This is a genomic window from Marinobacter sp. L-13 (genome assembly GCF_056857715.1).
This window is the reverse complement of sequence record NZ_JBSXNQ010000063.1, coordinates 1-26,110: the sequence shown is the minus strand read 5'-3', so window position 1 is coordinate 26,110 and position 26,110 is coordinate 1. Positions and strand designations below refer to the sequence as shown.

The following is a 26,110-nucleotide window of genomic DNA, read 5'->3' as shown; positions in this document are numbered from 1 at the left end:
ACAATAGGTAGAGCCAATCAGTAGATCTGGCGTTCGGCGACCGGTGGCGGAGTGTACTGATATAGCCAGGTCTCCGTCAGCGGCTCGCCGCCCAGCCTGAGGTACAGGCGGATATTGATGGGTTCAATCGAGTCATCCGGCACCAGGTCGAACATGGCCCGGTAGCCGTCGATTGCAGACAATGGTCTTGCGGAAGTGATTTCAATGTCTCCGCGGCTCACGGTTATGACCGGCTCTACCTCAGCATCCTTGGCGAGCATTTCAAGCGCGCCGCCGGCGAAATCAACGGCAAAGCGCCAAGAGAAATAGGTGCGCTCCTGGCCCACGACACCGCCCAGCCCGGTCCTGGTTGCCTGCACCGTGGCTAATTCATAAGGTTGCAACGGAGCCTGCTCGCCCCAGTGCAGGCGGTAGCTGTAGAGGTATTCCCGGCCTGGCAACAGAGGTTCCTGCGGATGCCAGAAGGCGACGATGTTGTCGAAAGTTTCATCCACGGTAGGGATTTCCACCAAATCAACACTGCCCCGCCCCCAGTCTCCCCGGGGCTCCACCCAGAGGCTGGGCCGGCGATCGTAAAACACGCCATCATCCTGGTAGTGGTCGAAATCCCTGTCCCGCTGCAGCAGGCCAAAGCCAACGGGATTGTTATCCTGAAAAGTGTTGAACCGGAGATTGACGGGATTCACCAGTGGCCGCCACAACCACTCGCCGTTGCCGTTGCGAATGGCGAGGCCGTCAGAATCGTGTATTTCCGGACGCCAGTCGTAGCCCATGCGATCATCATTTTCGCCCACCTGGTACATGCTGGTCAGCGGCGCAATACCTGCACTCGTGATTTCCGTTCTCGGGTAAAGCGCTACATCCACATCCATGACCATGTTGCGCCCCGGGTCGAGCACAAACGCGTAGGCGCCGGTGATACTGGGGGAATCCAACAGAGCCCATAACCTGAGTAGCTGGCTGCCCGGTGCCGGCTTCTCCAACCAGAATTCGGAAAACCGGGGAAACTCTTCTTCGCCGGCAGTGCCGGTATCAATGGCCAGCCCTCTGGCCGACAAACCGTATTGCATCTCGGAGCCCACCGCCCGGAAATAGCTCGCGCCCAGGAAGGCGGCCAGGTCCAGGGCGAAATTGTTGTGGTAGTGAATCCGAAAACCGGCGTAGCCCAGGTCTTCTGGCAAATCGCCCAGGGGCTGATCGCCGTTGTACCGGAACAGATCCTGTCGATAGCCCAGTTCCGTTGCCTCGCCATCAATGACTTCATGGATTTTTACGGGTTGTTGGAAATACAGCCCAAGGTGGAAGAGCTGAATCTGGAAAGCAGTGTCGTCGTCGCGCCAGAGCGCCCGGTCGGGCCTGAAGGCGATGCCCTGGTAGTCATCCCAGGAAATGGATTTCAGGGATTGGGGCAATTCATCTTTATGGGAGACATACGCCTCAGCTGCCAGTGCCCGGGCCCGACCTTTGAGCCAGGCGTAGCTGAAGGCACGGGGACTGCTACCAGCTACTGGTTTAAGGCCGGCACCTTTCACAAGGGGCGACAGTGGTAACGCCCCGGCACTTACCAGTGCTACCAGCCGCTTGATCAGCGTTCGTCTGTCCATTGGTCTCGCCCCTCCTGTACCGGGCTATAGATTGCCATAGAGAAGATCACGTGGACTATGTACGAACAATAAAAGGTAGAGAGCCTATTCGGGTAAGGAACCCACGCTGCCGAAAGCGCACCAAATGAGTGCAGGCAGGCAAGGAGGGTCGAACTGAAAGACCTATGGTCAGAGAAATTTTTGGTAATGGTAAACCTGAAGAACCCTCCTCTAAGGGGCCATAGCTCTTTGCTAGAACGTACAATTTCCAAAACCGCCCTGCATTTGTCGTTACAACTTGGGTAAACTCGGCACACTTTGTGATAGAACAATTGTTGATAGGCTTACGCAGAGGCGTTGAGCAGCCCACAGGGCGTGAAACCGACCATCAAAGGACGAACGATATGATCAAAAAATGCCTGTTTCCCGTCGCCGGCTACGGCACCCGCTTTCTTCCGGCCACCAAGGCGATGCCCAAGGAAATCCTGCCGGTGGTAAACAAACCCCTGGTTCAGTACGGCGTTGAGGAAGCCGCCGAAGCAGGTATTCACGAATTCGGCTTCGTGACCGGTCGCGGCAAGCGGGCCATCGAGGATCATTTCGACATCAGCTACGAGCTCGAACAACAGATTGCCGGCTCGGGTAAGGAAGAGCTGCTGACCTCCATCCGCGAGCTGATCGACCACAACAGTTTTGCCTTCACCCGGCAGAATGAAATGAAGGGCCTCGGCCACGCCATACTGACTGGTCGCAACCTGGTGGGTGACAACCCGTTTGCGGTCGTGCTGGCGGATGACTTCTGCATTGGCCCCGATGGTGAAGATGGCGTCCTGGCGCAGATGGTGAAGCTCTACAACCAGTTCCGCTGCTCTATTGTGGCCATCGAAGAAGTGCCGGCTGATGAAACCCACAAGTACGGGGTGATCGCCGGTGAATCCATGAAAGATGGCCTCTACCGGATCACAGACATGGTAGAAAAGCCGGCTCCGGAAGATGCGCCCAGCAACCTCGCCATTATCGGCCGCTATATTCTCACGCCGGATATCTTCGAAATTATTGAGAAGACCCCGGCAGGCAAGAACGGTGAAGTCCAGATCACCGATGCCCTTCTCGAGCAGGCGAAAAATGGTTGCGTGCTGGCTTATCAGTTCAAAGGTCGCCGGTTCGATTGCGGCAGCATTGATGGCTTTGTGGAAGCCACCAACTACGTTTACGAGAATATCTACAAGAAAGGCAAATAAGAAACCCGGGGCGGGATCAGTTGCCCAGAATTTGCAGAATCATTCGCCGGTTTTCCGCACTTGTCCTACGGAACCGGCGAAGAAGCTCCGCTTCTTCCGTGGTCAACTGGACCTTCTCGAGGACTTGTTCCAGCTCGTCCAGCGACTCCAGAAGTTCGTCGCTCTTATCCAGGGCAATACCGGGCAGCTCAAGTTGCCCATGGTCCTCAGGCTTTTCTGGCTCCCAGTGCTGAATGGGTTGCGCATGCTGCATGGCCACTTACCTCGTCATTCAAGCCGGGATACTCGTCCCGATAATGCCCTGCGAAGTGAATCAATCCGGAAATGTAACGTACATATAGCTTTGCACACAATCTGCCTATACTGAAGATGGCAACAACCAAACAGGCTATTTATGGCGGCAAGAACTCTGGATATCGACTCGGCATGGGAGTTGGTGCTTAGCGCAGTTAACCGCAGCAATGTGACACTGCCATTGCCGGGAACCGACAAAGAAGCGGTAAAACTTAACGGCCACGGAGCCTGGCACCTGATGCAGCCGGCCACGGGTGAGGCAAAGGATCTGCTCTCGGTATTCCTACCCCTTTGCCGGCCAGTGCCAGATAACGGCAGCCCCAAAGTTATTGGTCAGTTGGGCCAGAGCCTGGACGGACGCATTGCCACGGTTACCGGTCGCTCCCGTTTCATCAACGGCGACGATGGAATTACCCATCTGCACCGGATCCGCGCAGTGTCGGATGCGGTTGTTGTCGGAGCCGGAACCGCCACTACAGACAATCCCCGTTTGACCGTTCGCCGCACCAGTGGCCGCAACCCCGTGCGCGTGGTCATTGACCGTCACCATCGCGTACCGGACAGCCATCACCTGTTCACCGATGGCGAAGCTCCCACCCTGCGGTTGGTGGCAGGTACTTACGAGAAAGCGAAGAATCCATCGATCGGTTCCGGGGTTACTGAGATTCCCTGTCTCGGGGATGCCGAATCCGAAGATGCCGTCGATCCGAGAGTGATCCTCGAGGTTCTCGCAGACCTGGGGCTGAAAAAAGTCTTTGTGGAAGGGGGTGGTGTTACCGTTTCGTGCTTCCTGAACGCTGGATTGCTGGACCGCCTTCACGTGATGGTCGCACCCATGATCATCGGCAGCGGCAGACCAGCCTTCTCGCTTCCTGAGATCGACTTTCTGGATGATGCCTTGCGGCCGCGCGCCCAGCTTATAAACCTCGGCAGCGATATGCTGTTCGACCTCGATTTTACCCGTGATGTGTAGGTCGAAAAAAAGCAGCCCCTGGCAAACTGGACACCAAAACCAACGCCCCGTACCCAACGCTCAGTGCCACGCCCTGCTCCGCGGGCAATCCCGCCATCGGCCACAGCAAGGCTGCCGCGCCCTCGCGGATGCCCCAACCGGCAACCGTCAGCGGTACCACCATGCTGAGCAACAGGATACTGCCCAGACTGACAATAATGGCCGCCGACTCTGTGCTTTCGATGTAGCCTGCGCCCCAGGCCAGGCAGAGAAAAACCCCAAGATAGCTTGCCAACACCAGTAAAGATGAGCCAATCTGAACCGGCAACACCGTTCGGTTTAGCAAAGACTCGTAAAGATCCCGCCTGAGCCGCTGAAGATAAGCCGCCAGCCCGGTTTTGAGGGCCAGCCAGAGTGCAAGAAACACCCCAATAACGCCGGCGCCCAGCCAGAGGCCGCCGTTCAAGTGATCAGCCGTTACCCGTCCGGAACCGAGCAGCCAGCTGCCCGATATGACAACCACGAGCGCCAACACCAGTTGGCCCGAAAGTCGCTCGATGGCCACCCCGTGCACAGCGGAGAGGCGCTCTCCGGCGCCGCTGCCATGTCGCCAGGCCCGGTTTACGTCGCCGAGCACACCTCCCGGCAACACCTGGTTCAGAAACGTCGCCAGATAGTACTCCCGCACCGCTACTCCATAGGCCAGGGGCAGCCCGAGCCGTTCCACGGTGTAACGCCATCGCCAGGCAGACAACGCCACCTGAAAGACCGTAAGTGCCAGTGCGGGAACCAGGACATAGGGAGAAAAGCGGGCAAGCTCCTGCCAGAGCTCACCCGAATCAATCGAGCGGATCACGAATCCGATAACCAGAACCGTGAATAACCAACGGGCCGCCAGCTTCACCTGCCTTTGACGCAGTTCGGTCAAGGCAATGCCTCGGGTGGCAGTGCCAGCAGATCCAGATGTCTCACAACAATCTTCAGATCCCCTTTGGATAACTGCTGATTGCGTGTCTCCAGCCAGCGTGACAATCGGTCCGCCTCGTAAGTTGACTGCTCAATGGCCGCGTCGATCCAGCCCTGCATCAGCATTTTGGCCAAGGCGTGATCCGCGCCATCCAGTATCCAGGGGGATTCCGCCAGTTCAACCCGGTAACCTTCGGCAACCAGCAGGCCTTGCAAGACAGTGCTGGCCTCCGGCCCGAGCGCGGCACCAATTCCCTTGTCGCCGTGCTGGTGCCGATTTACCAATGTCTTCACCAGCTCATCATCAGGATGCTCGGGAGACAGCTCAAAGTGACCGGCGTAGCTCAACACAATGAGCATCGCGGACTTCCTTCCTGCGGCTGCGAGGGCTAACGTATCCAGCCATGGCTCGGAAACCAGATCAATAAGTGCTGACGCTGTTATCAGGTCCGCCTCCCGGGGCAGTTGTTGCTCCATGTTTTCCGACGTCAGCTGAACCGGGTGGGTTTCGAACGGCACATCCAGGCAGTCCACACGCTGTCCGGCCTCCCGCAATAATGCAGAATCCTGATCCAGTGCCAGCCAGGTTTGAGGCACCTGCAGCGCAGGCACTAGGAAAACCGCGTTTGAGCCACGACCGGTTCCAATGTCGACAATTTGCATTGGGTAGTGGCTCTCGGGCGACAAGCCATCATAACGATTCAACAACCAGTGATTGAGCTGATCGGTCAGCCCTTGTGAGCGAGCCCGGTGATCCGCTGCTTCCCGGGCTGCCAGCCATGTGCTCTCGAATTCCGAATGCTGGTGCAGATGCGTGGAAAGGCCACTGAAGTAGTGCAGCGCTTCTGAGACATCTTTGCCGGTCTCCGCCCATGAGCGGATTCGGCGGGATTCCCTTGCGGCAAGTTTACGGGCGTGCTCAAGCTGTTCCGGATGTTCCAGCCAGTTCCTGAGGCGCGCCTCAAGGGCCCTGACATCGCCGGCACAATACTGAGCCACTCCCGGCCTCGCAGAGGTTTTGGCAAGGGCGCCGCCATCGGAGGAAATAACGGGTAGCGCTTCCGCCAGCGCCTCATCAATCACCATGCCATAGCCCTCGTACAGGGAGGGCAGTACAAAGAGATCCGCCTTGCGGTAGAGCTCGGCCAGCCCGGCTTCTTCGACTTCCCCTGCCAGCGCAATCCTGTCTTCAAGGCCCGCTTCTGCAATCGCCCGGCGAACCTGCTGGCTATATTCCGGATCACGACTGTCAGACCCTGCCAACGTGCATTGCCACGACACGCCCTTCAGGTTTTCCAGCGCCTCCACCAATTGATGCTGGGCCTTTCGGGGTGACAGATGAGCAACGCACAGAATGTGCGGGGTACCGGTTTGCGACGACTGATCACAGCCTCTGGGGTTCGCGGCTCCGGTGACACCCGGCTCGGCAACCCTGACCCTCTCAGCCGGCACCTCGTAATCCGCCAGGCGAGCGGCGGTATATTGGCTGGTGGTGATCACCCCGTTTACAAATCCGAGCGCGCGCGTTTCTGAATCAAAAAACCACTGTCTATTGGCTTCGCTGATCCCCGTTTCATCAGCCAGGGGGTGGTGTACCAGCGCGATCAGATTGAGGCGTGGAGAATGCTTTTCAACAATGTCCGGCAGCCCCCCCATGGCAAGACCATCGAGTACCACAGAGGCGCCATCAGGCAGACTCGCGAGCTTCTTATCCATTCCACTACGGGCAACCCTGTCCGGGCGTGGAAACTGCCCGGGCAAACCACTGACCCGGGTTCTGCAACCGGCGTCGCCCAGGGCTTCCACGAGCTTGCGGACATACCGGTAGCCGCCCGTGTTCTGTTCCGGATCACCCGGAACAATAAACTCTAGGAAGCCCGGTTTTTCAGATTCCGGCATGGTAGCTCGCCCAGGCAATGTGGGATTCCGAGAGGGTGACTTTCAGGCTGACAATCCCTTCTCCTGTCTCGCCAAGACGGCCACCGTGAATGGCTGCCGCCATACGATCGAAAACCAGTTTGGCCATGAATTCGGTGGTGGTATTCCGGCCACGCAGTTCCGGCAAGTCGTCCAGGTTCTGCATATTGAATTCGGAGAGAATGCTTTTGAGAAGCTCGGAAGCCATGCCTATGTCGACGACCAGGTCGTCCTTATCCAGTTGGTGACGCTCAAAGGTCACGTCGACCACATAGGTGGCACCATGAACCTTCTGCGCAGGACCAAAGATCTCTCCGTTGAAGCTGTGGGCAATCATCATGTGGTCCCGGACCGTCAAACCGAACATAGTCTCTCCTTAGCAGGCAATTTTGGATTTTCAGTAAACAACGCGATGGCACAGAGTATCCCGGCCATCAATCAGAATTCGCGCCATGGATTTTGGTAGATCATCAAACTTGCATTCGCCGGTAATCAGCACATCCAGCGCATCGTCCTGGAGCAATTCCAATGCGAGCGCCAGGCGTTTGCGATAGTCCCACCGTGGAACTCGAGATGGCACTATCTGGCCCACCTGGCTGGATTTCAGGGTCAGACGCCGCGGATGGAATGCGGCCCCCAACGGTGCAGATACCAGCTGATCCCCGTACCAGCTCATTTCCACAATGGTCGCCTCCTGCCCTGCCAGCCCAAGAGCGGTCTCCAGGCCCGAGGGGTGGCCACTGGCATGGATAACAAGGTCGTGATCATCAGGGGCCGACTCACTGCTGAAGGTCAAACCGAGCTGTTCGGCAACGGCCTGTCTCTCTGGATTCGTATCGATCGCGGTGACTCGGGCTCCCGGGATACGACTCGCCAGCCAGGCGACGAGCAGGCCAACAACACCAAGACCAACCACGGCAATGCGGTCACCGACTGCTGGCGCTCCATCCCAGAGGCCGTTTACAGCGGTTTCCATGTTGGCGGCAAGTATTGCTCGCTCGGCGGGCAGGTCTTTGGGCAGAGGCGTCAACGCCGACGCCGGCACCCGGTAGCAATTCTGATGCGGATAAAGGCAGAACACCGTTTGGCCCACTAACTCGGCAGGCCCTTCCACTACTTTGCCGACGCTGGCGTAGCCGTACTTTACCGGCCAGGGAAAATCTCCCTCCTGAAACGGCGCCCGCATGGCTGCGTATTCGCTCTTTGGTACCCGGCCATGGAAAACCAGTGATTCCGTGCCCCGACTGATACCCGAATACAGCGCCTGAACCGTGACCAATTCGTCCTTCTGCTCGTCATCAGAGGTAACCAGTGGCGTTTCCAGAATCTCGCCCTTGCCGGCGCCGGTTACCCACCAGGCCCGTGCCATCGATTCGGTTTTCGGCTCATCAGGGTCGCGATGCAAAAGGATCTCCTTTTTGGCAGTTTTTCAAACGTGCCGGTCGTCGCCCTGCCAGGGCTGAACCTTCAGGTCTGAACACGGTCTATGATCGTAAGCATGATCAGTTATACCAACTATAGTCAGTGTACAGCGCATCCGGGGTATTTGATGCCTGCAAACCTATACGCTGGAGTTCATTGATGGATTCTAACGGCCATTCAGCGTCGCAAAGGATGCCACTTTCCCTGGATCTCGTCTGGGGCTCGGGGCTTGTCGCCCTGTTCTGTGCAGTCACCGGCTGGTTAACCCAGCCCCCCGTCCTTTTCTACTTGCTGTCAGCGGTGCTTTACCTGGCGCTTTGTGCCCTGATCATCCGGTTCTGGCCCGAGGCCCGGGATTTCGGGTGGGCAAACCGGGCGACGCTGCTCAGAGGCAGTCTGGTGATAGTTTTAGTGGCGCTGGCCCCCTTTGCCGACCACCTTACAGATAGTCTCTGGCTCTATGGCTGGATGGCATTGCTGGCGCTGATTCTGGATGGCGTAGATGGCAAAGTCGCCAGGGCTACCGGCTCCCAGAGCGACTTTGGCGCCCGCTTCGACATGGAACTGGATGCTCTGTTTATTCTCGGTCTCAGCGTGGCTGTCCTGGCGCTCGGCAAGGCGGGTCCCTGGGTTCTGGCCCTGGGCCTTATCCGCTATGCCTTCGTTGTTGCCAGTCATTTCCTGGACTGGCTGAATGCCCCGCTGCCGGAGAGCTTCAGACGCAAGACGGTTTGCGTTTGGCAGATCGTTACCCTGCTGGTGGCCGTGTTGCCGCCGGTCAATGCGCTATTCGCCAGTATCACGCTTGCCACTGCTCTCGCACTGCTTGTGTGGTCGTTTTTCCTGGATATTCACTGGCTTTATCAGAGGAGACATCACCATGATGTTCATTAACCGGAAAACCCTTACCCGCTCCGCCATTGCCCTGCCTGCGGCCCTCGCATTGAGCCCGGTAGCCATGGCCGAGCCCCGAAACTTTGTCGTCGACGATGAACACTTCTCGATGTTCTTCGAAATCATGCACATCGGCTACGCCCCGGTGATGGGGATGTTCCGCGAAGTCGAGGGACAATTTGTTTACGACGAGGAAGCCAGGGAGCTCGAATCTGGTCAGCTGGTGTTCCAGAGCGACAGTGTGTACACCAACCACAAGAAGCGAGACGAACACGTTCGCAACGAGGATTTCCTCGACGCCGACGAGTATCCTGAAATTACCTTTACTATTACCGACTTCGAAACGACTGGCGAAAACACGGGCAAAGTAACCGGCGATCTGGAGTTACTCGGCCAGACACGGCCCGTGGTGCTGGATGTGACCCTCAACAAGGCAGACGTTTACCCCTTTGGTCATGAGGAATACACACTGGGCATCAGCGCATCCACCACCCTGAAACGCAGTGAATGGGGCATGACATACGGCCTTGATGGCGCGATGGTCGGTGATGAAGTGAAATTGCACTTTGGCTTCGAGGCCATTCGGGAATCCGGCATGTTCTGATCACCGGCTGATCGGAATGTGAACCGCCGCACAACGCGGACACATTCTGTTACACATAGAGTCCGGATTTTTGGGGTGCGGCGGAAATCCCGTTATCTTTAGAGCTACAACAAGAATCAAGGGAACTGCCGCATGCCGGGCAAGGTCGCTCTTCCTCTGACACTGGTAACTGCTGGCGTGGTTGGCGCGGGGTATCTGCTCTCCGCTGACAACCACACAGATTTCAGCTGGTTTTCGAAGGTGGTCGACTCGGCCGAGACGGCGCCTGTCCAAAACGCAGGGCTGGCAAGGCAGTCTTCTACCGATCCCTCGGCTGAGCCGGAACCACCCTCGGATAATGCCCTCGGGTTCATGCTGGCCAGCGTTGCCGATCAATACGCTGAAACTACCCGATACCCTCCGTGGTCCATACCTCTCTCCCCGGAACAGGCGAACGCCTACCGTGGCAATCACTACGAGCCGGTCAGTCTGCCCCTCGAAGGTGACGGGCAGTTCACCGTAACGATGGAGAAATACCGGTTTACTGCAGGGGAAAAAATTCTTGTTGCAGCGGCTATCCGGGGCTCTCAGGTGGTCGGTCGCTCGCTGTCTGCAACGCTGGAGAGGCCGGAAGGCCGGGATGCCATCGCTGGCACCACCTTGGAAGAGGCGGGTTCCCCGGGTTACTTCGAGGGCGTTCTGTCCGCCGACGAATCACCGGGTGAATATCGGCTAATCGTCGAGGCCCGGCTTGATGGCAAACCAGTCCGCCATGTCTCAACACTGGCCATTGAACCTTACCTGGGCGAATTCGAGGGGCTTGGCGATGCCCGTATCCAGGGTAACAATCTGATAATTCCCGTTCGTTTCTCGCCGGAAGATTCCGGCTACTACGCGCTTTCGGCCCAGCTGTTTGTTGGTCAACGCCCGGTTGCTCAATTGCAGATGGAGAAAAGGCTGGACAGCACCTCGAACACGATCAATCTCAAGGCACACGGCACGGTATTGGCCAATCAGGCGGTGGACGGCCAGCTACAGCTGAAAAACCTGCAGATTCGCCAACTTCCCGCCAGGCCAGGTGACAGAACCAACTACGCGTTCGGCCCCGACGAGGGCTACGCATTCACACCGCCGGACCTAGACAGTCTTACCGATACGCCGGCGGTGAACCCCGAATCGGAACAACGGGCGGCGCTGCTGCGGCAGCTTGCCGACAAGTTCTGATCGCAGAGCGTAGGCTCTGCGCCGGCTGACGCCGGGCTGTACCGCCAGAAATGGCGGAGAAACGTCTTTTGACAACAATAACTCAGCAAAGACGGAGCAACTATGAAAACAACAAAGATCGGAAGTGCCTGTAAGACCGCTCTGGCGGTCGCTATCACCGGCAGCCTCTTTGCCGGCACCGCCCAGGCCCAGCTGGCCGGGCACAATGTGATCCTGGTGCACGGTTTCCAGCAGGAAGACCTGGCCAACCCTCCCGCCAACCTTCAGGAAGTGAAGAGCGCCGGTGAGGACTACTGGCGCACCTTCTGGCTCTCCCGTGCCGAAGCCCGTATCGACTGGGGCAGTGACGGACGTGTTGAGGGTGGCATTGCCCAGCAGGCCTATGAACAGATGCGGCAGATCAGTCAGCAAGGGCTGTGCAATGACTACTGCATCGTCGTCTCCCACTCCACCGGTGATCTGGTTACCCGCTATCTGCTGGAAAACCAGGCTCGGTGGCTTCAGTCTGAGGGCCTTCAACCGCTGAAGATCCTGGCAGCCCTGGATTACTCCGGCGCAGGCGGTGGCACGGAACTGGCCAACCTGGCCCTGAGTCTCGCCTACAACGACAGCTGGTACAACTGGCCCCTCAGGGCGGCAGTCGAAGCCTTCACCGGCATAGAGCCGGAGCCCGGCAAGCTGGGCGTGGTAAATGACCTGCAGACCAACGCAGCGCGCAACCTGGCGGTTAGCCCGAATTCAATCCCCAGGCTTCGCTTCGTGGCCGGCGGCTCCTCCTATGGCGGTATCACCAAACCGTTCATCGCCGGCACCGACGATGGCGTGGTACCCACTCATTCGGCTTGCGGTGCAACCTCCGCCGCCGGGATTGATTCCTGCTCCTCCAGCATCAGCCTGGCGGGCAAGGTAACGAGCCAGAATGGACCGGGCGCTCTGTACTACAACCACTACCCGGTGCTGATGAACGAGGGCGTCACCCACAGCGGTGTGCTGGGCTCCGAGACGGGCAACATCTCCGTACCGGTGGTCAACAACACCACTCTGAACGGTCTGCAGGTGGATTTCGCCAGCCGCACCTACAACAAGCGCGCCTGGTGGCAGTGGTGGGGTTCCGGTGACCGGTACATTGAGGTTCCCGGCTCGGACCAGACGGATATGTCCAATCTGGTTTACACCACCCTGAATAACTAACCGCACCTGGAGAGGCAAACCAAAGGCTCAGGGAAGAGCCACTTCTCACCTCGGTAGTTCTACCCATCTTTTCTTTTTAGTTCGCAAACTATACATTGGTTCGCTTTCCCGTTTGATTAACCCACTGCCGGCAAGCGATATCCGATGTCTGACACTCACAAATCCGATCTTTTACTGGTTGTTGTCACCCTGTTTGCGGCCATCAGCTGGATGTTCTCAAAAGAAGCGGTGCTGCTGATGCCTCCGCTGATGTTCATGGCTGCCCGGTTTCTGATTGCCGGCACGGTGCTCGCCTTTTTCGCCCGCCGCTCGCTAATGAAACTGAGCGTTGATCAACTACGTCGAAGCGTGGGTGTCGGCCTGGTGTTCGGCACGGCCATGACCTGCTGGGTGATGGGGCTGGTTCATATAACGAGCCTCGGCGAGGGAGCCTTCCTGACTAGCCTGGGCGTTGTGATTGTTCCCATTATTGCCCGGTTGGTATTCAAGGAAGCCCAACCGGCGAGCACATGGCTGGCCATTCCGATTGCCGTTGCCGGGCTCGCTCTGCTATCCCTTGAAAACGGATTTCGCCCTGAAGCAGGCCAGATTTTCTTTGTTATGGCAGCGACGATCTTCGCCCTGTATTTCAATCTCAATACCCGGGCGGCCAACCAGAGAACGGTGATTAACCGGCTGGGCAAGACCGTGGAAAAGCATCGGGTACCCGCCCTGCCCCTGACAGCCATTGCTCTGCTCACGGTCGGCATGCTGACCCTGATCGAGTCCATGATCATGGAGCCCTGGCTGCCGACTCTGAATAACCTTTCACCAATACTGGTCTGGTGGGTAGTGGCCAGCGCCGTCATTGGTACGGCCGGCCGCTTCCTGCTTCAGACCCTGGCCCAGAGCCTGTCTGCAAACAGCCATGGCGTCGTGATTCTGGTACTGGAGCCGGTTTGGGTCGCCCTGTTCGCTGCAGGCTGGTTTGGCGAGACAATGACCAGCATTCAGCTGGCCGGCTGCGGTCTCATCTTCGCGGCCTTGATCGTCAACCGCTGGGCGGTTCTGAGCAAAGTCATCAAGGAAAAACTCCGGAGCCGGAAAACCGCATAAAAGTGGTTGACCGGCATCGGCTGAATCAGTATATTTCTTCCCCGTTGCAGGATACAGGACCATAGCTCAGTTGGTTAGAGCGCTACCTTGACATGGTAGAGGTCCCCAGTTCGAATCTGGGTGGTCCTACCAATTCTGCGACAAAAAGAGTCACTTAGAGCGCAAGCCAAGTGGCTTTTTTTGTGTCTGCCCACATAGAACGGCTTGGGGAAAGCCTGGCAACTACCCCACCTTGCGCCAAACCAAACCACCTTTCGCAGTAAGTACCTCTCTTTAAAACCGGCTCCTGACATTCATGTCTTTAGCTTCTCCGGCGTGATCAGGCACCGACCGTCGGTTAAGACTGCTCTCCATATCATCTTCATTCGACTAATAGGTGTCACTGTTTCGTAACAACCGAAAGAAGTTTAATTATTCGGTTTTGCACACATCTTTGACTTTCTTAAGACTCAAGTTACGCTTCCTTCAGAGCCTTAGCGTACAAATGTACGCTGAATGAAAATAAGCTGTTAAGGCTCTCTGTCAGCACAACTAAAACAAGAATGAACGACGTGGAGACTCCTATGCGTGTCTGTATAGCTCGAATGCCGAGGGCTTTGCGCCTTCTGATCGTATCAATTTTCGTTATTTCTCTGCCTGCCTGTAACAACGACTCGAACGACTCGTCTGCGATTTCAACTGATCCGACGGAGGTTACAACGTCGGAAGGTGTAATCACTGGTGTGCTTGTCAGCGACGGTAACGGCACCGAGATGAAACAATGGTTAGGCGTTCCATATGGCCAATCGACCGAGGGAGCAAACCGTTTTCGTGCACCCCAAAGCCCGGAGCCCAGGTCGGATGTCTTGCAGGCAACAGAATTTGGTGATGCGTGCCCACAAACGCCAGCGCAATCTCCGTTTGCCATCCAAAGTTCGAATCCGGGGTCGAGTACCTCAGAGGATTGCCTGAACCTCAATATCTACGCGCCTGGTGAGTGTGAGAATCACCCGGTGGTTGTCTGGATTCACGGCGGCAGTCTGGATACCGGCGCCGGTTTTCAGTCCAGCGCGAAACCTGACAGGTTGGTGAAAGAAGGCATTGTTGTAGTGGCCATCAATTATCGCCTGGGTGTGCTTGGCTACCTGGCGCATCCGGCACTTACTGCGACCTCACAAACCTCTGAAAAGGGATCGGGAAATTACGGGCTGATGGATCAGATTAAAGCCCTGGAATGGCTGCAGGCTAACGTTGCTGCATTTGGGGGTAACCCGAATAACGTAACTCTGGTCGGTGAGTCTGCAGGCGGCTTCAGCATCAAGGGGTTAATGGCTGCAAATGATCGAACGGACGGTTTGTTCCAACGTGTCATCGTTCAAAGTGGTCCATCCTTCTTTCAGGAAACGCCCACTGAAGCGGAGCAACGGGGCGCAGGCTTTATGGCCAGCCTTTGCGCGGGAGATTCGTCGCCTGAAGCAGCGGAGTGCCTGCGTAATCTGACACTAGAGCAACTCCTTGCTTTGCAGGCCGGCGATCCTGAATTCGGTTCGGAGATTGTTCAGCGACCGGGTGTTCTTGAGCAGACTGTGGCAGCCGCCTTAGCAAGTGGGCAGTTCACCGCAGACCAGGTGTTGGAGGGCTCCAACCGAGATGAATGGCGATTGTTTGTTGCCGCTGAACAGCTGGTGAGTGGTCGCGATTCACTTGAGGATCGGCTTGCAGGGAGTTCGACGGACTATCGGCAAGAACTGATCCGGCGATATGGTTCAGTCACGGAGGCCAATGCAGACGCAGTGGTAGATCGCTATCCCCTGAATGATTTTGACAATGCCGACATCGCGGTCTCTGCCGTAGGCACCGATGCTATCTTTGCGTGCCCAGGCTTTGGCAACATCGCAGCTGCCGCGAAACATGTCCCGGTCTACGCTTATGAATTTGCAGACCGAAATGCCCCGCTGCCTTCACCATTATTTACAAGAGTTCAACCCGCGTTAGGTGCTGCGCACGCCACTGAGATTCCTTATGTATTTGCCTCTCAGGCTGAGCTGGAAGCAGAGTTCTCTGAAGACTCGGCAACGCTTGCAGAAACGATGGTCCGCTACTGGGCTGCATTTGCCCGCTCAGGCAATCCAACGCCGAGCGACGGAACTCTGCCTGCATGGCTGTCCTTTGTGAATCAGGGCTATCAATCGTTGCAGGCGCCTGCCGAAAACACTGGTCCTTTTTCGATGCTGTCAGGTGGCCCAACGTTCAACGAGGCTCGAAACTGCAGTTTCTGGTTAGGTAGTTGAAACTGGCACCTTAGAGGCACATCCTCTTGAAAAGCCCGGTGCGCTTCCGGCTCCGGGCTTTACTAATGAGGCCGAGTGAGAGGCATTCTAAGATTCGCGCCAAGCCTTTCTGGCGCTGCTGATAAGAGGCTCCAAAAGGTAGTCTATCGGTCGTCTATCAATGGTGCGAATAACAATATCAGCAGTCATCCCTGGCTGTATTCTCCGGTCTCCTAAACGCAAAATTTCGCTATCCTCAACCTCTATTCGGGCTTTGTAATAGCTCTCTTCAGACTTGCTGTCCTCAAAAATATCCGCAGCCACGTATGTCACGACACCTTGAATTTCGGGAACTTCACGTTGGTTGAAGGCCGTGAATTTGACGCCGGCGGCAAGGCCCGCGCGCACGTTGTCAATATCCTGAGGGCTGACCGCGGCCTCAATAATCAGGCGATCATGGACAGGGACAATTTCCATCAATACAGCACCGGGGGAAACCACGCCACCCACTGTATGCACTCCAGAACCGACCACCACGCCATCAACGGGAGATTTTAACTCCGTCTGGTCCAGTACATGTCTGGCAGCCAGCAAACGCTCGGTATAGTCGTGAACCTCTGCCTGCACTTCCTTGAGCTCATTAGACACCGACTCCTTGAATGATTTCATCAGCTGGAACTTTTCCAGCTCCTTCTCCCCGATATTCGAATTCGCGGCGGCGATCTGGGAAATCAATTCACCGCGTTCCCCGGCCAGTTCAGCCCCATCCCTCTCCAGTGCAAGCACCCTGGTTTTATCAATCATTCCCCTGGCGAGCAAACCCCGCAGCCCCTCCAGCTCGCCCTCGATTGAATCAATCTGAGAGGCCTTGGCGTTCTGCTGGGCATTGAGCCCCTGTATCTGTTCGCGCAGATGCAGGATCTGCTGGTCAAGTATCTGGATCTGCCCCTTTAGTGAAGTTCGGCGAGCCTCAAATAACAGGCGCTGGGATTTCATGATCTCCAGAGCCTTCGGATCGGAGGTACGTTGAGCCAGAGGCTCCGGAAACTCTATTTCCTCAGCATCTTCCTGTTCCGCCAGGAGTCGGGCCTTGGATGCCTGGGCGGTTTCCAGCCCCTGGCGGATCAGTTCCATCGAGGTGCCTGCCCGGGTTTTGTCCAGGAGCACGAGCGGCTGTCCAGCTTCGGCCATATCCCCGTCCCGCACCAGGATCTCTGCCACAATACCGCCTTCCAGGTGCTGTATCTGTTTGCGGCTTGTGTCTACCCGAACCGATCCGGCTGCCAGAACACCACTGGCCAGTACTGTCAGCAGCGACCAGAGTAGGAAACCTCCGATAAAGACCAGAATAATAACAACACCGGTATAAATGGGAGCGTTTGGGGAAGTAACGATTGGAGGCACGCTGTCTTCAACTGGAGTCATCACTGCTTTCCTTGATTCTCGTTGGCGCTGACCCTTGTTTCAGCAGCAGTCAGCTTCACACGACCGTTCTTGACAGGGATCCGTGCCTCGACATTGCTTCCGACGATACCGGAACCGGCTGCTCCATAGGCAGGCACAGTGGTTTTCTCCGCCGGTACCTGACGAGTGATCCCCGGAAGAACCTCGTCTAAAGGACCGAACTGGCTAAGGACTCCTTTTTGAATAACCATCAGTTTATCGACTCCACCGATAACCGTCGGTTTATGGGCGATCACCACGCAGGTAATCTTCTGCTTTTTTAGCCAGCCAATCAGTGTGCGTACCGAAGATTCACCCTCTGCATCAAGATTCGAGGTGGGTTCATCCAGCACAATCAATTTGGGAAGATCGTAAAGTGCTCGGGCCAGACCGATACGCTGGCGCTGCCCGCCGGAAAGGTTGGCTCCTCCGGGTCCAATCAGCGTGTCGTATGCCTTAGGCAGATCCAAAATCATACTATGGCCACCGACCAGCTTGGCGGCAGTGACTACTTTCTCCGGGTCTGCTTCGCCGAAGCGGGCAATGTTGTCCGCAACCGTACCCGGAAAGAGCTCAATATCCTGCGGCAGATACCCGATATAGCGACCCAGCTGGGCACGGTTCCAATTGAGGAATTCAGCACCGTCCAAACGGACACTTCCGGACTCAGGAAGCCAGATACCGGTCATCAGCTTGACCAGAGATGATTTACCAGCACCGCTGGGACCCGTTATACCTACCGAATCCCCTGCTTCTATGGCAAAGCTGAAGGCCTTGATGATGGGCGCCTCTAAACCGGGAGGGCGGGCATAGACATTTTCAAAGCCAATCTGCCCATTGGGTTCGGGTAATGACATTGGCGTACCGGCTTCATAATGCTCGAAGGCTTCCTGCAACCGCGCATAAGCACGCTTTGCACCCTGGAGTCCCTGCCAACTAGAGATGGAGGATTCCACCGGTGCCAGCGCACGGGACATGACGATAGAGGCCGCAATCATAGCGCCGGGACTGATAATGTCCTGGATCGCCAACCAGGCACCAGTGCCCAAGATCGCCACCTGAAGGGTAAAGCGAACGAATTTGGCGGCAGAAACAAGGGTTCCGGCACGGTCACTGGCGATCGCCTGAAACGCCAGTGCTGCACGCTGGTCTCCCAACCAGCGTTGCTGCAGATTGTCCAGCATACCCATTGCATTGATCGCTTCGGAGTTGCGCGCACTGACTTCGGTAAAATCCGTTGCCTTACGCTGATACTCCCCAGCTTTCGCCAGCAACCCGCGGGTACGTTTTTCATTCCAGACAGCCAGGCCAAAAAGCACAACCGCCCCGATGAGTGCCACATGACCAAGATAAGGATGCAATATATAGACAAAACCCAGAAACAAGGGCGCCCAAGGCACATCGAAGAGAGTCACCATGGAGGAGCCGGTAAGAAAGGTGCGTACGGTTTCCAGATCACGTAATCCGTTCGCTGTTCTCGCTCTACCCAGAATCAGGCGAAACAATTCGGGAGTAACCGTCTGACTGAAGTTGTTGCTCAATCTCACCAGAATGCGTGAACGCACCACATCCAGCGCCGCCAGAACAAGCAAAGCCGCGACTGCCAGCAGAGTAAGATAAACCAGTGTCGGTTCATTGCGTGACACCAAAACCCGGTCGTATACCTGAAGCATGTACAGCGGACCGGTCAGTATCAGCAGGTTAAGGAAGCAGCTAAACCCGAGCAGTACCGTTAGGTGCCGCTTGAGCCCTGCTACCGCATGAGTCAGAGGGCTGTCGTTGTCGGCCCCCGAAGGAACACCTGTCTTATCAGCCATGACACGCAGCGGATATCGAACGAGTGCCCCGCCTTCTTTGACGGAAAAGCAGGCCAGACAGACCGAGCAGCATTAAAACCAAAGACTCAGGTTCAGGGACGTCTATGACAGCCGGTTCGCCACTCAACACAAAGGCCAGATCGTAATACTCATCGGTCCATGTGTCCAGCGCATCAACCCGGAACCAGTTGGTCAAATCACCGGAAGCCGCGTCGGCCCAGAACCACTCATCATCCGCATCATTCATGACCGTAAGGTAAAAATCGCCGGGCCCCAGCATCAGGCTGAGAGAAACGTCGTAGCGGTAAACCTGTTGACCAAAGGCATCCGTCACGCCAGTTTCGACAGTTCGACTGACAGACAAAGAATTGCTATCAAGGATATCGGCGTTTGCTGCAGGCTGCCCATCATCATCGCTGAGCAATCGGACGGTAAATGAGTCTCCTGTGTCAACTTCATAATAGGAGCCCCACCAAGCCAGGCCGGTGATCGAATACTCCTGATCGAATGAAAAATTATCGGCAACCTGATTCCCACCTCTCAGCGAACTAAAGGTTCCGAAACTGGTGCTGTCGTCCAATAGGGATTGTGAATAAATTGGGCCCGCCTCGGCCATGGGCATTGATAGAGCCAGCACCAGACCCGTCAATAACTGCTTTGAGTTCATGAGAAACACTCCATTTTTTTGCTTTATTACCCCGCGTGTTGCCGGGCTCCTTCTTGGCTTTATTACCCGGAGCATGGCTACGCTCCGGGTAACCTGGGTCAGACGAACTGATCCGGGCCCTCGGGCTCCTGAATACCAATCAGTGGCATATCAATCTCCAGAGGATCGACATCCGTAGTGCTGCCCTCACCGCCTGCTGACTGCGCCACCGCCTGCAAGGGTTCTGGCTCTGTCGCAACAGCGCCAAAGACAAACTCAACGCTATCAAGCAAGTAGTCGCTACCCTGACTGAGCGCTCCATTGGCAGGCGCCGCATAATCACCCTGATCATCTGCCAGCGCGCCATACACAAAAGTAGAGCCATCATAGGTGCCAGCAGTCAGTACCAATTGCGTGAAGCCCTGGCTCGCGGAGATTTGGACTGGCTGATCGCCGGCGAGATCATCGGCGTTGAACAGGACTTCTGCGACTACATTGCCCTGGTCGTCCAGCGCCTGCACCCTGCCCGACTCCCGGAAAACGCCTTCGGTATCGAGCCGGGATATCTCCAGCGTTGCTTCGGTAGCAACGCCATCCAGCTCAAAGCGAAGGGCTTCGGTTCCTTCAATCTCCTGGCGTGCCTGCCCGGTCTCAATGGCCTGTCCGCTGACACCGAGATCCCCGGCATAGATATCGCCTCCAGATAGCACATGGGAGCCGGCAGCAGAGAGGGAGGCATTGCTCCAGACTTCGCCGCTGTCAGTGATATCGGCTTTGTGAGTAATGGTCACGGACGCATCGGTCCAGGCATTACTCCAGGCATCCCGGTCAGACCTTGGCAGTCGGGTCGGAGCATCGCCCAGGGAGATGGTTTCAACTTCGCTTGGCAGCACATCGATGGTCACCGTGCCGGTGCTGTTGGTGGTACCGTCACTGACCGTGTAGGTCAGCTCCTCGGTACCGACAAAGCCCGGATCCGGCGTGTAGGTGAAGGAGCCATCCGTCGCTATATTGAGAGTCCCGTTGGCCGGGGCCTCAATGGACTGCACGTTAAGCGAATCGCCATCCGCATCGGTGTCGTTGGCCAACAACCCGTCCAGCGCAGCGACCGTCAGTACCTGGCCGGCGTGTACCGTATAGCTGTCGTCCCCAACCACCGGGGCCTCGTTCTGCACCTCGATGGTGACCGTCCCTGTACTGGTGGTGGTGCCGTCACTGACCGTATAAGTCAGCTCCTCGGTACCGACAAAGCCCGGATCCGGCGTGTAGGTGAAGGAGCCATCCGTCGCTATATTGAGAGTCCCGTTGGCCGGGGCCTCGATGGACTGCACGTTAAGCGAATCGCCATCCGCATCGGTGTCGTTGGCCAGAAGACCGGCCGCTGCAGCAACCGTGAGCACTTCACCAGCATGAACGCTGTAGTTTTCATCCACGACATCCGGTGCCACATTGCCAGCCTGATCAGTCACCCCGTTGATGGCAATATTGACGGTTGCCGTGTCGGTTCCCCCATTGCCATCGCTGACGGTATAGCTGAAGGAATCGCTATCCGTATCGCCATTGTTCAATGACTCGAACTGACCGTTCGGGTCATAGGTGAATGTGCCGTCGGCGTTCAGTGTGACCTGTCCGCCTTTGGCCGTAACAAAGCTGCCCGCAGTGACCGTCAGGGTGTCCCCGTCCACATCACTGTCGGCGCCGTTGCCGTTATCCACCAGAACATTGCCTGTAACCGGGCTATCCTCGTCGGTCACCACGTTATCGTCTGCTGCAACGGGCGCATCGTTGACCCCGTTTATAGTCAGGGTCACTGTGGCCGTGTCGGTGCCACCGTTGCCGTCATCAAGGGTGTAAGTGAAGCTGTCGGTATCAGACTGGCCAACACCCAGTGACTCGAACTGACCGCTCGGGTCATAGGTGAAGGTGCCATCGGCGTTCAGCGTCACCTGTCCGCCCTTGGCGGTGGTAAAGCTGTCCGCAATGACCGTCAGGGTATCTCCGTCCACATCACTGTCGGCGCCGCTTCCGTTGTCAGCCAGCACGTTGCCATTCACCGGGTTGTCCTCATCGGTCACCACGGCATCGTCCGCCGCCACCGGTACGTCATTCACCCCATCGATGGTGATAGTCGCGGTGGCCGTATCGGTGCCGCCGTTACCGTCGCTGATCGTGTAGGTGAAGCTGTCGGTGGTGCTGGCGCCCACGGCCAGGTCTTCAAACTGACCGTTGGGATCGTAGTCGAAACTGCCATTGGCATTCAGTGTCAGCAGTGCGCCGCTGGCCAGGGTGACCTGGGCGCCAACACTCAGCGCGTTGCCGTTGACCTCGGTAACAACCAGCGTATCGCCTTCTATATCGGAATCGGATCCGGCGCCGTTATCAACCAAAACATTGCCCGAGAAGGCAGTGTCTTCATCGGTCGCAAGGGCATCGTTAACCGCATCGGGCGCATCGTTGACCCCATTGATTGTCAGGGTCACTGTGGCCGTGTCGGTGCCGCCGTTACCATCATCAATGGTGTAAGTGAAGGTGTCGGTATCGGACTGACCAACACCCAGTGACTCAAACTGAGCATTCGGGTCATAGTCGAAGGTTCCGTCGCCATTGACGGTGACTAAGGCACCGCTCGCCAGAGTGACCTGTTCCCCCACATCAAGGACATTACCGTTAATGGCTGAGACAACAAAAGTATCGCCCTCGATATCCGAGTCCGCCGCCACACCGTTAATGGCAAACACACTGCCGGAAAGCGGCGTATCCTCATCCGTGCTGAGCAGGTCGTTAACCGCATCCGGCGCATCGTTAAGGCCATTAATCATCAGGTTAATGGTTGCAGTGTCCGTTCCGCCATTGCCATCGCTGAGCGTGTAGGTGAAGGAATCCGCATCACTTTCACCGCTAGCAAGTGACTCAAATGCCGCATTGGGGGAGTAATTGAATGAGCCGTCGGCGTTGATGTTGATGAGGCCGCCACCAGTCGTTGCAAAGCTGCCCACTGTCGTGACGGTTAGCGTGTCACCGTCGGCGTCGGTGTCCGCTCCATTGCCGTTGTCGCTGAGCGCGTTACCAGCGATCGCCGTGTCTTCATCTGTGGTAAAGCTGTCATCCTGAGCAACGGGTGGGGTGTTGGTGGTACCGACACCACTGACCGTTACATTTACTGTTGCGGTGTCCTGTGCCCCACCTTCATCTTCAATGGTGTAGGTGAAGGAGTCGGTGCCGCTTTCGCCGGAGTCCAGTGCGTCAAACTGACCGTTGGGGTCATAGCTGAAAGTGCCGTTCGCATTGAGTGTCAGTAGTGCGCCGCTGGCCAGTGTAACCGCGGCACCGACATCTACCGGTGAGCCATTAACCGCCACCACCGTCAGTCCACCCACACCACCGTCAATGTCCTCATCCGCACCGTTGCCGTTATTCATCAGAACATTGCCGCTAAGCACGGCATCTTCATTGGTGCCAACGTCGTCGTCTTGAGCAACCGGATCGTCATTCAGTCCATTGATCGTCAGGTTCACAGTCGCCGTATCGGTTCCACCATCGCCGTCAGACAGGGTATACGTGAAACTGTCAGCGCCATTCTCCGTACCCGAGAGGCTGTCAAACACACCGTTCGTGTCGTAAGCAAAGGTTCCATCGGCGTTCAGCGTCAGCAGTGCTCCGCTGGAAAGCGTAATGGTACTGCCAATGTCCGCCGGAACACCGTTGACCGCAGAGATCGAAAGCGTGTCACCGCCGGTATCCGAGTCCGCGCCAGTGCCATTGTTGAGCAGCACATTACCGTTAACGCTGTCGTCCTCATCAACCGTAAAGAAATCGTCCCGTGCTATCGGATTGCCGTTCTCCACCGTAACCTCGAAAGTATCCGTTTCTTCGGCATTGGCCGCAGCGGAGTTGTCATTGACGGTCACCGTTACCGTGTAGGTGCCTTCCAGGGCAAAAGTGTGATTGATGTTAGGGCTCTTGTTGGCACTGTTGAACACCAAAGGCTCCGAACCATCTCCCCAGTCAACTGTGATGGTGTAGGTGTCCGGATCCGGATCGGACAGCGTCAGGTTCTGACTGAAATTCTGCCCTTCCGTACTGGTGCCATCGGCACCCGCTTCAAGCCCGGGCGCATCATTGACCGGTGCCAGTGTGATATTGGTCTGGGCAACCTCCGTCGACAACACCAGCCCATCGCTGCCCCGCCAGCCGAAAGTGTCCGCACCGAAATAATCCGGATCACCCAGGTAAGCCAGATCCCCGTCGGCGAGCTCGGCAAGCGTAACCTGATCTCCTACACTGACCGAGGCACCGCTCAGCAACAGCTCGCCGTTATCCGGCAGTACAGCGATTTCGATGAAGGCCAGGCCCTGACCGTCAGGATCATCAAAGTTATCAACAAACAGCTGGTCGCTGAGTACCAGGAGTTGATCCTCGAAACCGTCCACGCTGCCATCGGTGACCTGAGGAGGCGTATTGCCATAGAGCTGGTAGAAGACCCCGTAGCCACTTCCGTCACCACTGTCGCCGCTGGTGAAGGCACTCCAGGATACAACAAACCCTCCTCCAGGAAGTGCCGAGAGTGCAGGCTCATGCTGAGTAGAGCTGAACTCCGTGTTGACCTGGAACTCACTGTCAAGACGGTTACCACTGGCATCGTACTGTTGGCCGAAGACCCCAATACCACTGCCATCACGCCCGCTATTGTCAGACCAGGTGATCACATATCCGCCGGTATCCAGTGCTATCAAGGCGGGGTTCTGCTGACTTGAGCTGCGCTCATCGTTTACCCGGAACTCATTACCTACCGGAAGGCCGTTGTCCGCAAACTGGCGAGCATATATACCTTCACCGCTACCATCCTGACCATTGGATTCCCAGGTCAGGATGAAACCACCTCCGGCCAGACCCGCAACATCCGGTGCATCCTGGGTACCTTCCACGGTCACATTGACCTGGAACTCACTGGTTTCTCCCGCACCCAGAGCCGTTCCATCACGGTCTACTGCATTGCCAACAGCATCATAACGCTGGGCAAAAATGCCCGAACTGTCACCGTCTCCAGCGGCGCCACTGGTCACGGATGTCCAGGCCACCAGAAAACCACCGTCGGAGAGGGCTGTAACTTTTGGCTGATACTGGGATGAAGCCGTCTCCGTATTGACCACGAATTCACCACCGACTGCTGCTCCAGAGGCATCGTAGATCTGGCCGATGATACCCACTCCACTGCCATCGCCAGCTGACCCCGAAGTCTGGGATTCCCAAACCACGACGAAGCCGCCATCGGGCAAGGCAACCACATCTGGCTCATCCTGCGCAGAAGAGGTATTGGTATTGACCACGACCTCTGCGGACGAAGCCGTAGGCGTACCGTCTCCGGCAAAACCATCGAACTGACGGGCTATTACAGCGTTGCTGCTGCCGTCACCGGCGGAGCCACTGGAAGCCGACTGCCAGACCACCACAAACCCGCCATCGTTGGTGGCCGTTACCTGTGGATTATTCTGGTTACTGTCGGTTTCCGTATTGATCTGGAACTCCACCCCGAGTGGATTACCCAAAGCATCAAAGTGTTGCCCAAAAACGCCATCGCCGCTGCCGTCACCGGCAGCCCCGGACGACTGAGATGTCCACACAATAACGAAGCTGCCATCGCTGAGCGTGGCCACGGCAGACTCATCCTGATACCCGTCGGTTTCGGAATTGGCCTGGCGTTCGCCGAAGATCGGCACTGCGGCATCCGGGGTCGGCGTGATGTTGACCGTCACCAACTGAGGCTGACTGGTACCGCCGTCTCCGTCACTGATCTGTACCCGAAACTGACGACTGGGTATCGGATCGTCCGAGGTATTGGCGTAGGTCAGATTTTCTACCACGGCTTCCACCGCCTCGGCGCTGGCATTAGCATTCAGTGAAATTTCAAGGATGCTGCCGTTCTGCCCACTGGATACGATGGTACCGACGATGGTTCCTTCGTAGGTCACAGAAGCACCACTGATGCCTACCTCGGCTGGGCCGGTGCCCTGATTACGAACGCCCAGTTGGTCCTGAGTGCCATCGTCCGGAACGTTGAACTGGTCCAGCATGGCTTCCGGAATATTGAGACGGGATACCAGTATGTTGCCGCCATCGAAGTCGCCGGAATCCGCATCACTGACGGCGACTGCGGCGTTGGCATCGAGCAACTGCGGCCCTGCATTGACCGCCGATTCTGCAAATGTGACCTCGCTATTGAATGCCTCCAGCACTGGTGCGGCCTGGCTGGAGAAATCCCCAACATCGCCGAACAGCTGATGGCTGATTCCGTAACTGCTGCCATCACCGGCAGAGCCACTTGTGAACGACTGCCAGGCCACCACAAAATTGCCGCCCGGCAGGCCTGCAATGGATGGTGACGCCTGAGTGCTTGCGGTTTCGGTATTGACCCTGAACTCGCCATCAATACGATTACCGGCCGCGTCATACTTTTGCGCGAAAATATCGTCTGCACTGTTGCCATCGCGCCAGGCAACCGCAAAGCCTCCGTTGTCCAAAGCGGCAATAGCCGGTTCAGTCTGTAAATTGGACGTGGTCTCATTGACCCGGAATTCCCCGCCGACCGGGGCACC

Annotated in this window: 18 protein-coding genes and 1 tRNA gene; 9 read left to right on the top strand and 10 right to left on the bottom strand. The window is 56.9% G+C overall.

The annotated features are described in order from the left end of the window. Positions 1-17 precede the first annotated feature (17 nt). Positions 18-1,604: an OpgD/OpgG family glucan biosynthesis protein gene (locus AC13DD_RS15880; protein WP_482931434.1), complete on the bottom strand. Its 1,587-nt coding sequence runs from the start codon at positions 1,602-1,604 to the stop codon at positions 18-20. Between the two features lie 383 nt (positions 1,605-1,987). Here AC13DD_RS15880 and galU point away from each other — a divergent pair, with 383 nt between their 5' ends. After that, complete coding sequence (galU, locus tag AC13DD_RS15875) at positions 1,988-2,824, top strand: UTP--glucose-1-phosphate uridylyltransferase GalU (protein WP_482931433.1); 837 nt, start codon at positions 1,988-1,990, stop codon at positions 2,822-2,824. 16 nt (positions 2,825-2,840) lie between these two features. Here the strand turns inward: galU and AC13DD_RS15870 are convergent, their stop codons facing one another. Beyond that, positions 2,841-3,077, bottom strand: a complete 237-nt coding sequence (locus tag AC13DD_RS15870) for a hypothetical protein (RefSeq protein WP_041645256.1) — start codon at positions 3,075-3,077, stop codon at positions 2,841-2,843. A gap of 141 nt (positions 3,078-3,218) precedes the next feature. Between AC13DD_RS15870 and AC13DD_RS15865 the strand changes: the two genes are divergently transcribed. Then, positions 3,219-4,091 (top strand): RibD family protein, encoded by an 873-nt coding sequence (locus tag AC13DD_RS15865; RefSeq protein WP_014577291.1) that lies wholly within the window; start codon positions 3,219-3,221, stop codon positions 4,089-4,091. Here AC13DD_RS15865 and AC13DD_RS15860 read toward each other — a convergent pair. Genes AC13DD_RS15860 through AC13DD_RS15845 form a run of 4 tightly spaced genes read right to left on the bottom strand, consistent with a single transcriptional unit; the run spans position 4,075 to position 8,358 of the window. Further along, positions 4,075-4,998, bottom strand: a complete 924-nt coding sequence (locus tag AC13DD_RS15860; RefSeq protein ID WP_219120209.1) for a lysylphosphatidylglycerol synthase transmembrane domain-containing protein — start codon at positions 4,996-4,998, stop codon at positions 4,075-4,077. The two genes, AC13DD_RS15865 and AC13DD_RS15860, sit on opposite strands and share 17 nt — an antisense overlap. Beyond that, positions 4,995-6,935, bottom strand: a complete 1,941-nt coding sequence (locus tag AC13DD_RS15855; protein ID WP_482931432.1) for a glycosyltransferase — start codon at positions 6,933-6,935, stop codon at positions 4,995-4,997. The genes AC13DD_RS15860 and AC13DD_RS15855 overlap by 4 nt, the downstream gene beginning before the upstream one ends. Beyond that, positions 6,922-7,320, bottom strand: coding sequence for a 6-pyruvoyl trahydropterin synthase family protein (locus AC13DD_RS15850; RefSeq protein WP_482931431.1), 399 nt, complete (start codon positions 7,318-7,320; stop codon positions 6,922-6,924). Before AC13DD_RS15850 ends, AC13DD_RS15855 begins: the two co-directional genes overlap by 14 nt. Before the next feature lie 30 nt (positions 7,321-7,350). After that, positions 7,351-8,358 carry a zinc-dependent alcohol dehydrogenase gene (locus AC13DD_RS15845; protein WP_482931430.1) on the bottom strand — a complete coding sequence of 336 codons (1,008 nt, stop codon included), beginning with the start codon at positions 8,356-8,358 and terminating at the stop codon, positions 7,351-7,353. Between the two features lie 176 nt (positions 8,359-8,534). On the opposite strand from AC13DD_RS15845, the gene AC13DD_RS15840 reads away from it, so the two are divergent. The 7 genes from AC13DD_RS15840 to AC13DD_RS15810 all read left to right on the top strand — a co-directional run bounded on the left by AC13DD_RS15840 (position 8,535) and on the right by AC13DD_RS15810 (position 15,632). Beyond that, on the top strand, positions 8,535-9,269 hold the full coding sequence (locus tag AC13DD_RS15840; RefSeq protein WP_482931429.1) for a CDP-alcohol phosphatidyltransferase family protein: 735 nt from the start codon (positions 8,535-8,537) through the stop codon (positions 9,267-9,269). Then, positions 9,256-9,873, top strand: a complete 618-nt coding sequence (locus AC13DD_RS15835) for a YceI family protein (protein WP_482931428.1) — start codon at positions 9,256-9,258, stop codon at positions 9,871-9,873. Before AC13DD_RS15840 ends, AC13DD_RS15835 begins: the two co-directional genes overlap by 14 nt. Positions 9,874-10,005: 132 nt before the next feature. Further along, positions 10,006-11,076: a hypothetical protein gene (locus AC13DD_RS15830; RefSeq protein ID WP_482931427.1), complete on the top strand. Its 1,071-nt coding sequence runs from the start codon at positions 10,006-10,008 to the stop codon at positions 11,074-11,076. A 102-nt stretch (positions 11,077-11,178) separates the two neighbouring features. Next, a complete protein-coding gene (locus AC13DD_RS15825) occupies positions 11,179-12,267 on the top strand; it encodes a hypothetical protein (protein WP_482931426.1) in 1,089 nt (362 codons plus the stop codon). A gap of 144 nt (positions 12,268-12,411) precedes the next feature. Then, on the top strand, positions 12,412-13,362 hold the full coding sequence (locus AC13DD_RS15820; RefSeq protein WP_053112164.1) for a DMT family transporter: 951 nt from the start codon (positions 12,412-12,414) through the stop codon (positions 13,360-13,362). 55 nt (positions 13,363-13,417) lie between these two features. Continuing rightward, a tRNA-Val gene (locus AC13DD_RS15815) sits at positions 13,418-13,494 on the top strand. Positions 13,495-13,958: 464 nt separating this feature from the next. Next, positions 13,959-15,632 carry a carboxylesterase/lipase family protein gene (locus tag AC13DD_RS15810; RefSeq protein ID WP_482931425.1) on the top strand — a complete coding sequence of 558 codons (1,674 nt, stop codon included), beginning with the start codon at positions 13,959-13,961 and terminating at the stop codon, positions 15,630-15,632. A gap of 87 nt (positions 15,633-15,719) precedes the next feature. Here AC13DD_RS15810 and AC13DD_RS15805 read toward each other — a convergent pair whose 3' ends face one another. The 4 genes from AC13DD_RS15805 to AC13DD_RS15790 all read right to left on the bottom strand — a co-directional run bounded on the left by AC13DD_RS15805 (position 15,720) and on the right by AC13DD_RS15790 (position 26,035). Further along, positions 15,720-17,036 (bottom strand): HlyD family type I secretion periplasmic adaptor subunit, encoded by a 1,317-nt coding sequence (locus tag AC13DD_RS15805; protein WP_008171966.1) that lies wholly within the window; start codon positions 17,034-17,036, stop codon positions 15,720-15,722. Further along, positions 17,036-18,871 (bottom strand): type I secretion system permease/ATPase, encoded by a 1,836-nt coding sequence (locus AC13DD_RS15800; protein WP_482931424.1) that lies wholly within the window; start codon positions 18,869-18,871, stop codon positions 17,036-17,038. Before AC13DD_RS15800 ends, AC13DD_RS15805 begins: the two co-directional genes overlap by 1 nt. Further along, complete coding sequence (locus tag AC13DD_RS15795) at positions 18,864-19,538, bottom strand: PEP-CTERM sorting domain-containing protein (protein WP_288367371.1); 675 nt, start codon at positions 19,536-19,538, stop codon at positions 18,864-18,866. Before AC13DD_RS15795 ends, AC13DD_RS15800 begins: the two co-directional genes overlap by 8 nt. A gap of 98 nt (positions 19,539-19,636) precedes the next feature. Continuing rightward, a complete protein-coding gene (locus AC13DD_RS15790; RefSeq protein WP_482931423.1) occupies positions 19,637-26,035 on the bottom strand; it encodes a beta strand repeat-containing protein in 6,399 nt (2,132 codons plus the stop codon). Positions 26,036-26,110 lie beyond the last annotated feature (75 nt).

Excerpts from the sequence above, each read along its gene's own strand:
- AC13DD_RS15795 (WP_288367371.1), bottom strand. The coding sequence starts at position 19,538 with ATGAACTCAAAGCAGTTATTGACGGGTCTGGTGCTGGCTCTATCAATG.
- AC13DD_RS15800 (WP_482931424.1), bottom strand. The coding sequence starts at position 18,871 with ATGGCTGATAAGACAGGTGTTCCTTCGGGGGCCGACAACGACAGCCCT.
- AC13DD_RS15855 (WP_482931432.1), bottom strand. The coding sequence starts at position 6,935 with ATGCCGGAATCTGAAAAACCGGGCTTCCTAGAGTTTATTGTTCCGGGT.
- AC13DD_RS15820 (WP_053112164.1), top strand. The coding sequence starts at position 12,412 with ATGTCTGACACTCACAAATCCGATCTTTTACTGGTTGTTGTCACCCTG.
- AC13DD_RS15880 (WP_482931434.1), bottom strand. The coding sequence starts at position 1,604 with ATGGACAGACGAACGCTGATCAAGCGGCTGGTAGCACTGGTAAGTGCC.
- AC13DD_RS15840 (WP_482931429.1), top strand. The coding sequence starts at position 8,535 with ATGGATTCTAACGGCCATTCAGCGTCGCAAAGGATGCCACTTTCCCTG.
- AC13DD_RS15835 (WP_482931428.1), top strand. The coding sequence starts at position 9,256 with ATGATGTTCATTAACCGGAAAACCCTTACCCGCTCCGCCATTGCCCTG.
- AC13DD_RS15850 (WP_482931431.1), bottom strand. The coding sequence starts at position 7,320 with ATGTTCGGTTTGACGGTCCGGGACCACATGATGATTGCCCACAGCTTC.
- AC13DD_RS15805 (WP_008171966.1), bottom strand. The coding sequence starts at position 17,036 with ATGACTCCAGTTGAAGACAGCGTGCCTCCAATCGTTACTTCCCCAAAC.
- galU (WP_482931433.1), top strand. The coding sequence starts at position 1,988 with ATGATCAAAAAATGCCTGTTTCCCGTCGCCGGCTACGGCACCCGCTTT.
- AC13DD_RS15870 (WP_041645256.1), bottom strand. The coding sequence starts at position 3,077 with ATGCAGCATGCGCAACCCATTCAGCACTGGGAGCCAGAAAAGCCTGAG.
- AC13DD_RS15830 (WP_482931427.1), top strand. The coding sequence starts at position 10,006 with ATGCCGGGCAAGGTCGCTCTTCCTCTGACACTGGTAACTGCTGGCGTG.
- AC13DD_RS15865 (WP_014577291.1), top strand. The coding sequence starts at position 3,219 with ATGGCGGCAAGAACTCTGGATATCGACTCGGCATGGGAGTTGGTGCTT.
- AC13DD_RS15825 (WP_482931426.1), top strand. The coding sequence starts at position 11,179 with ATGAAAACAACAAAGATCGGAAGTGCCTGTAAGACCGCTCTGGCGGTC.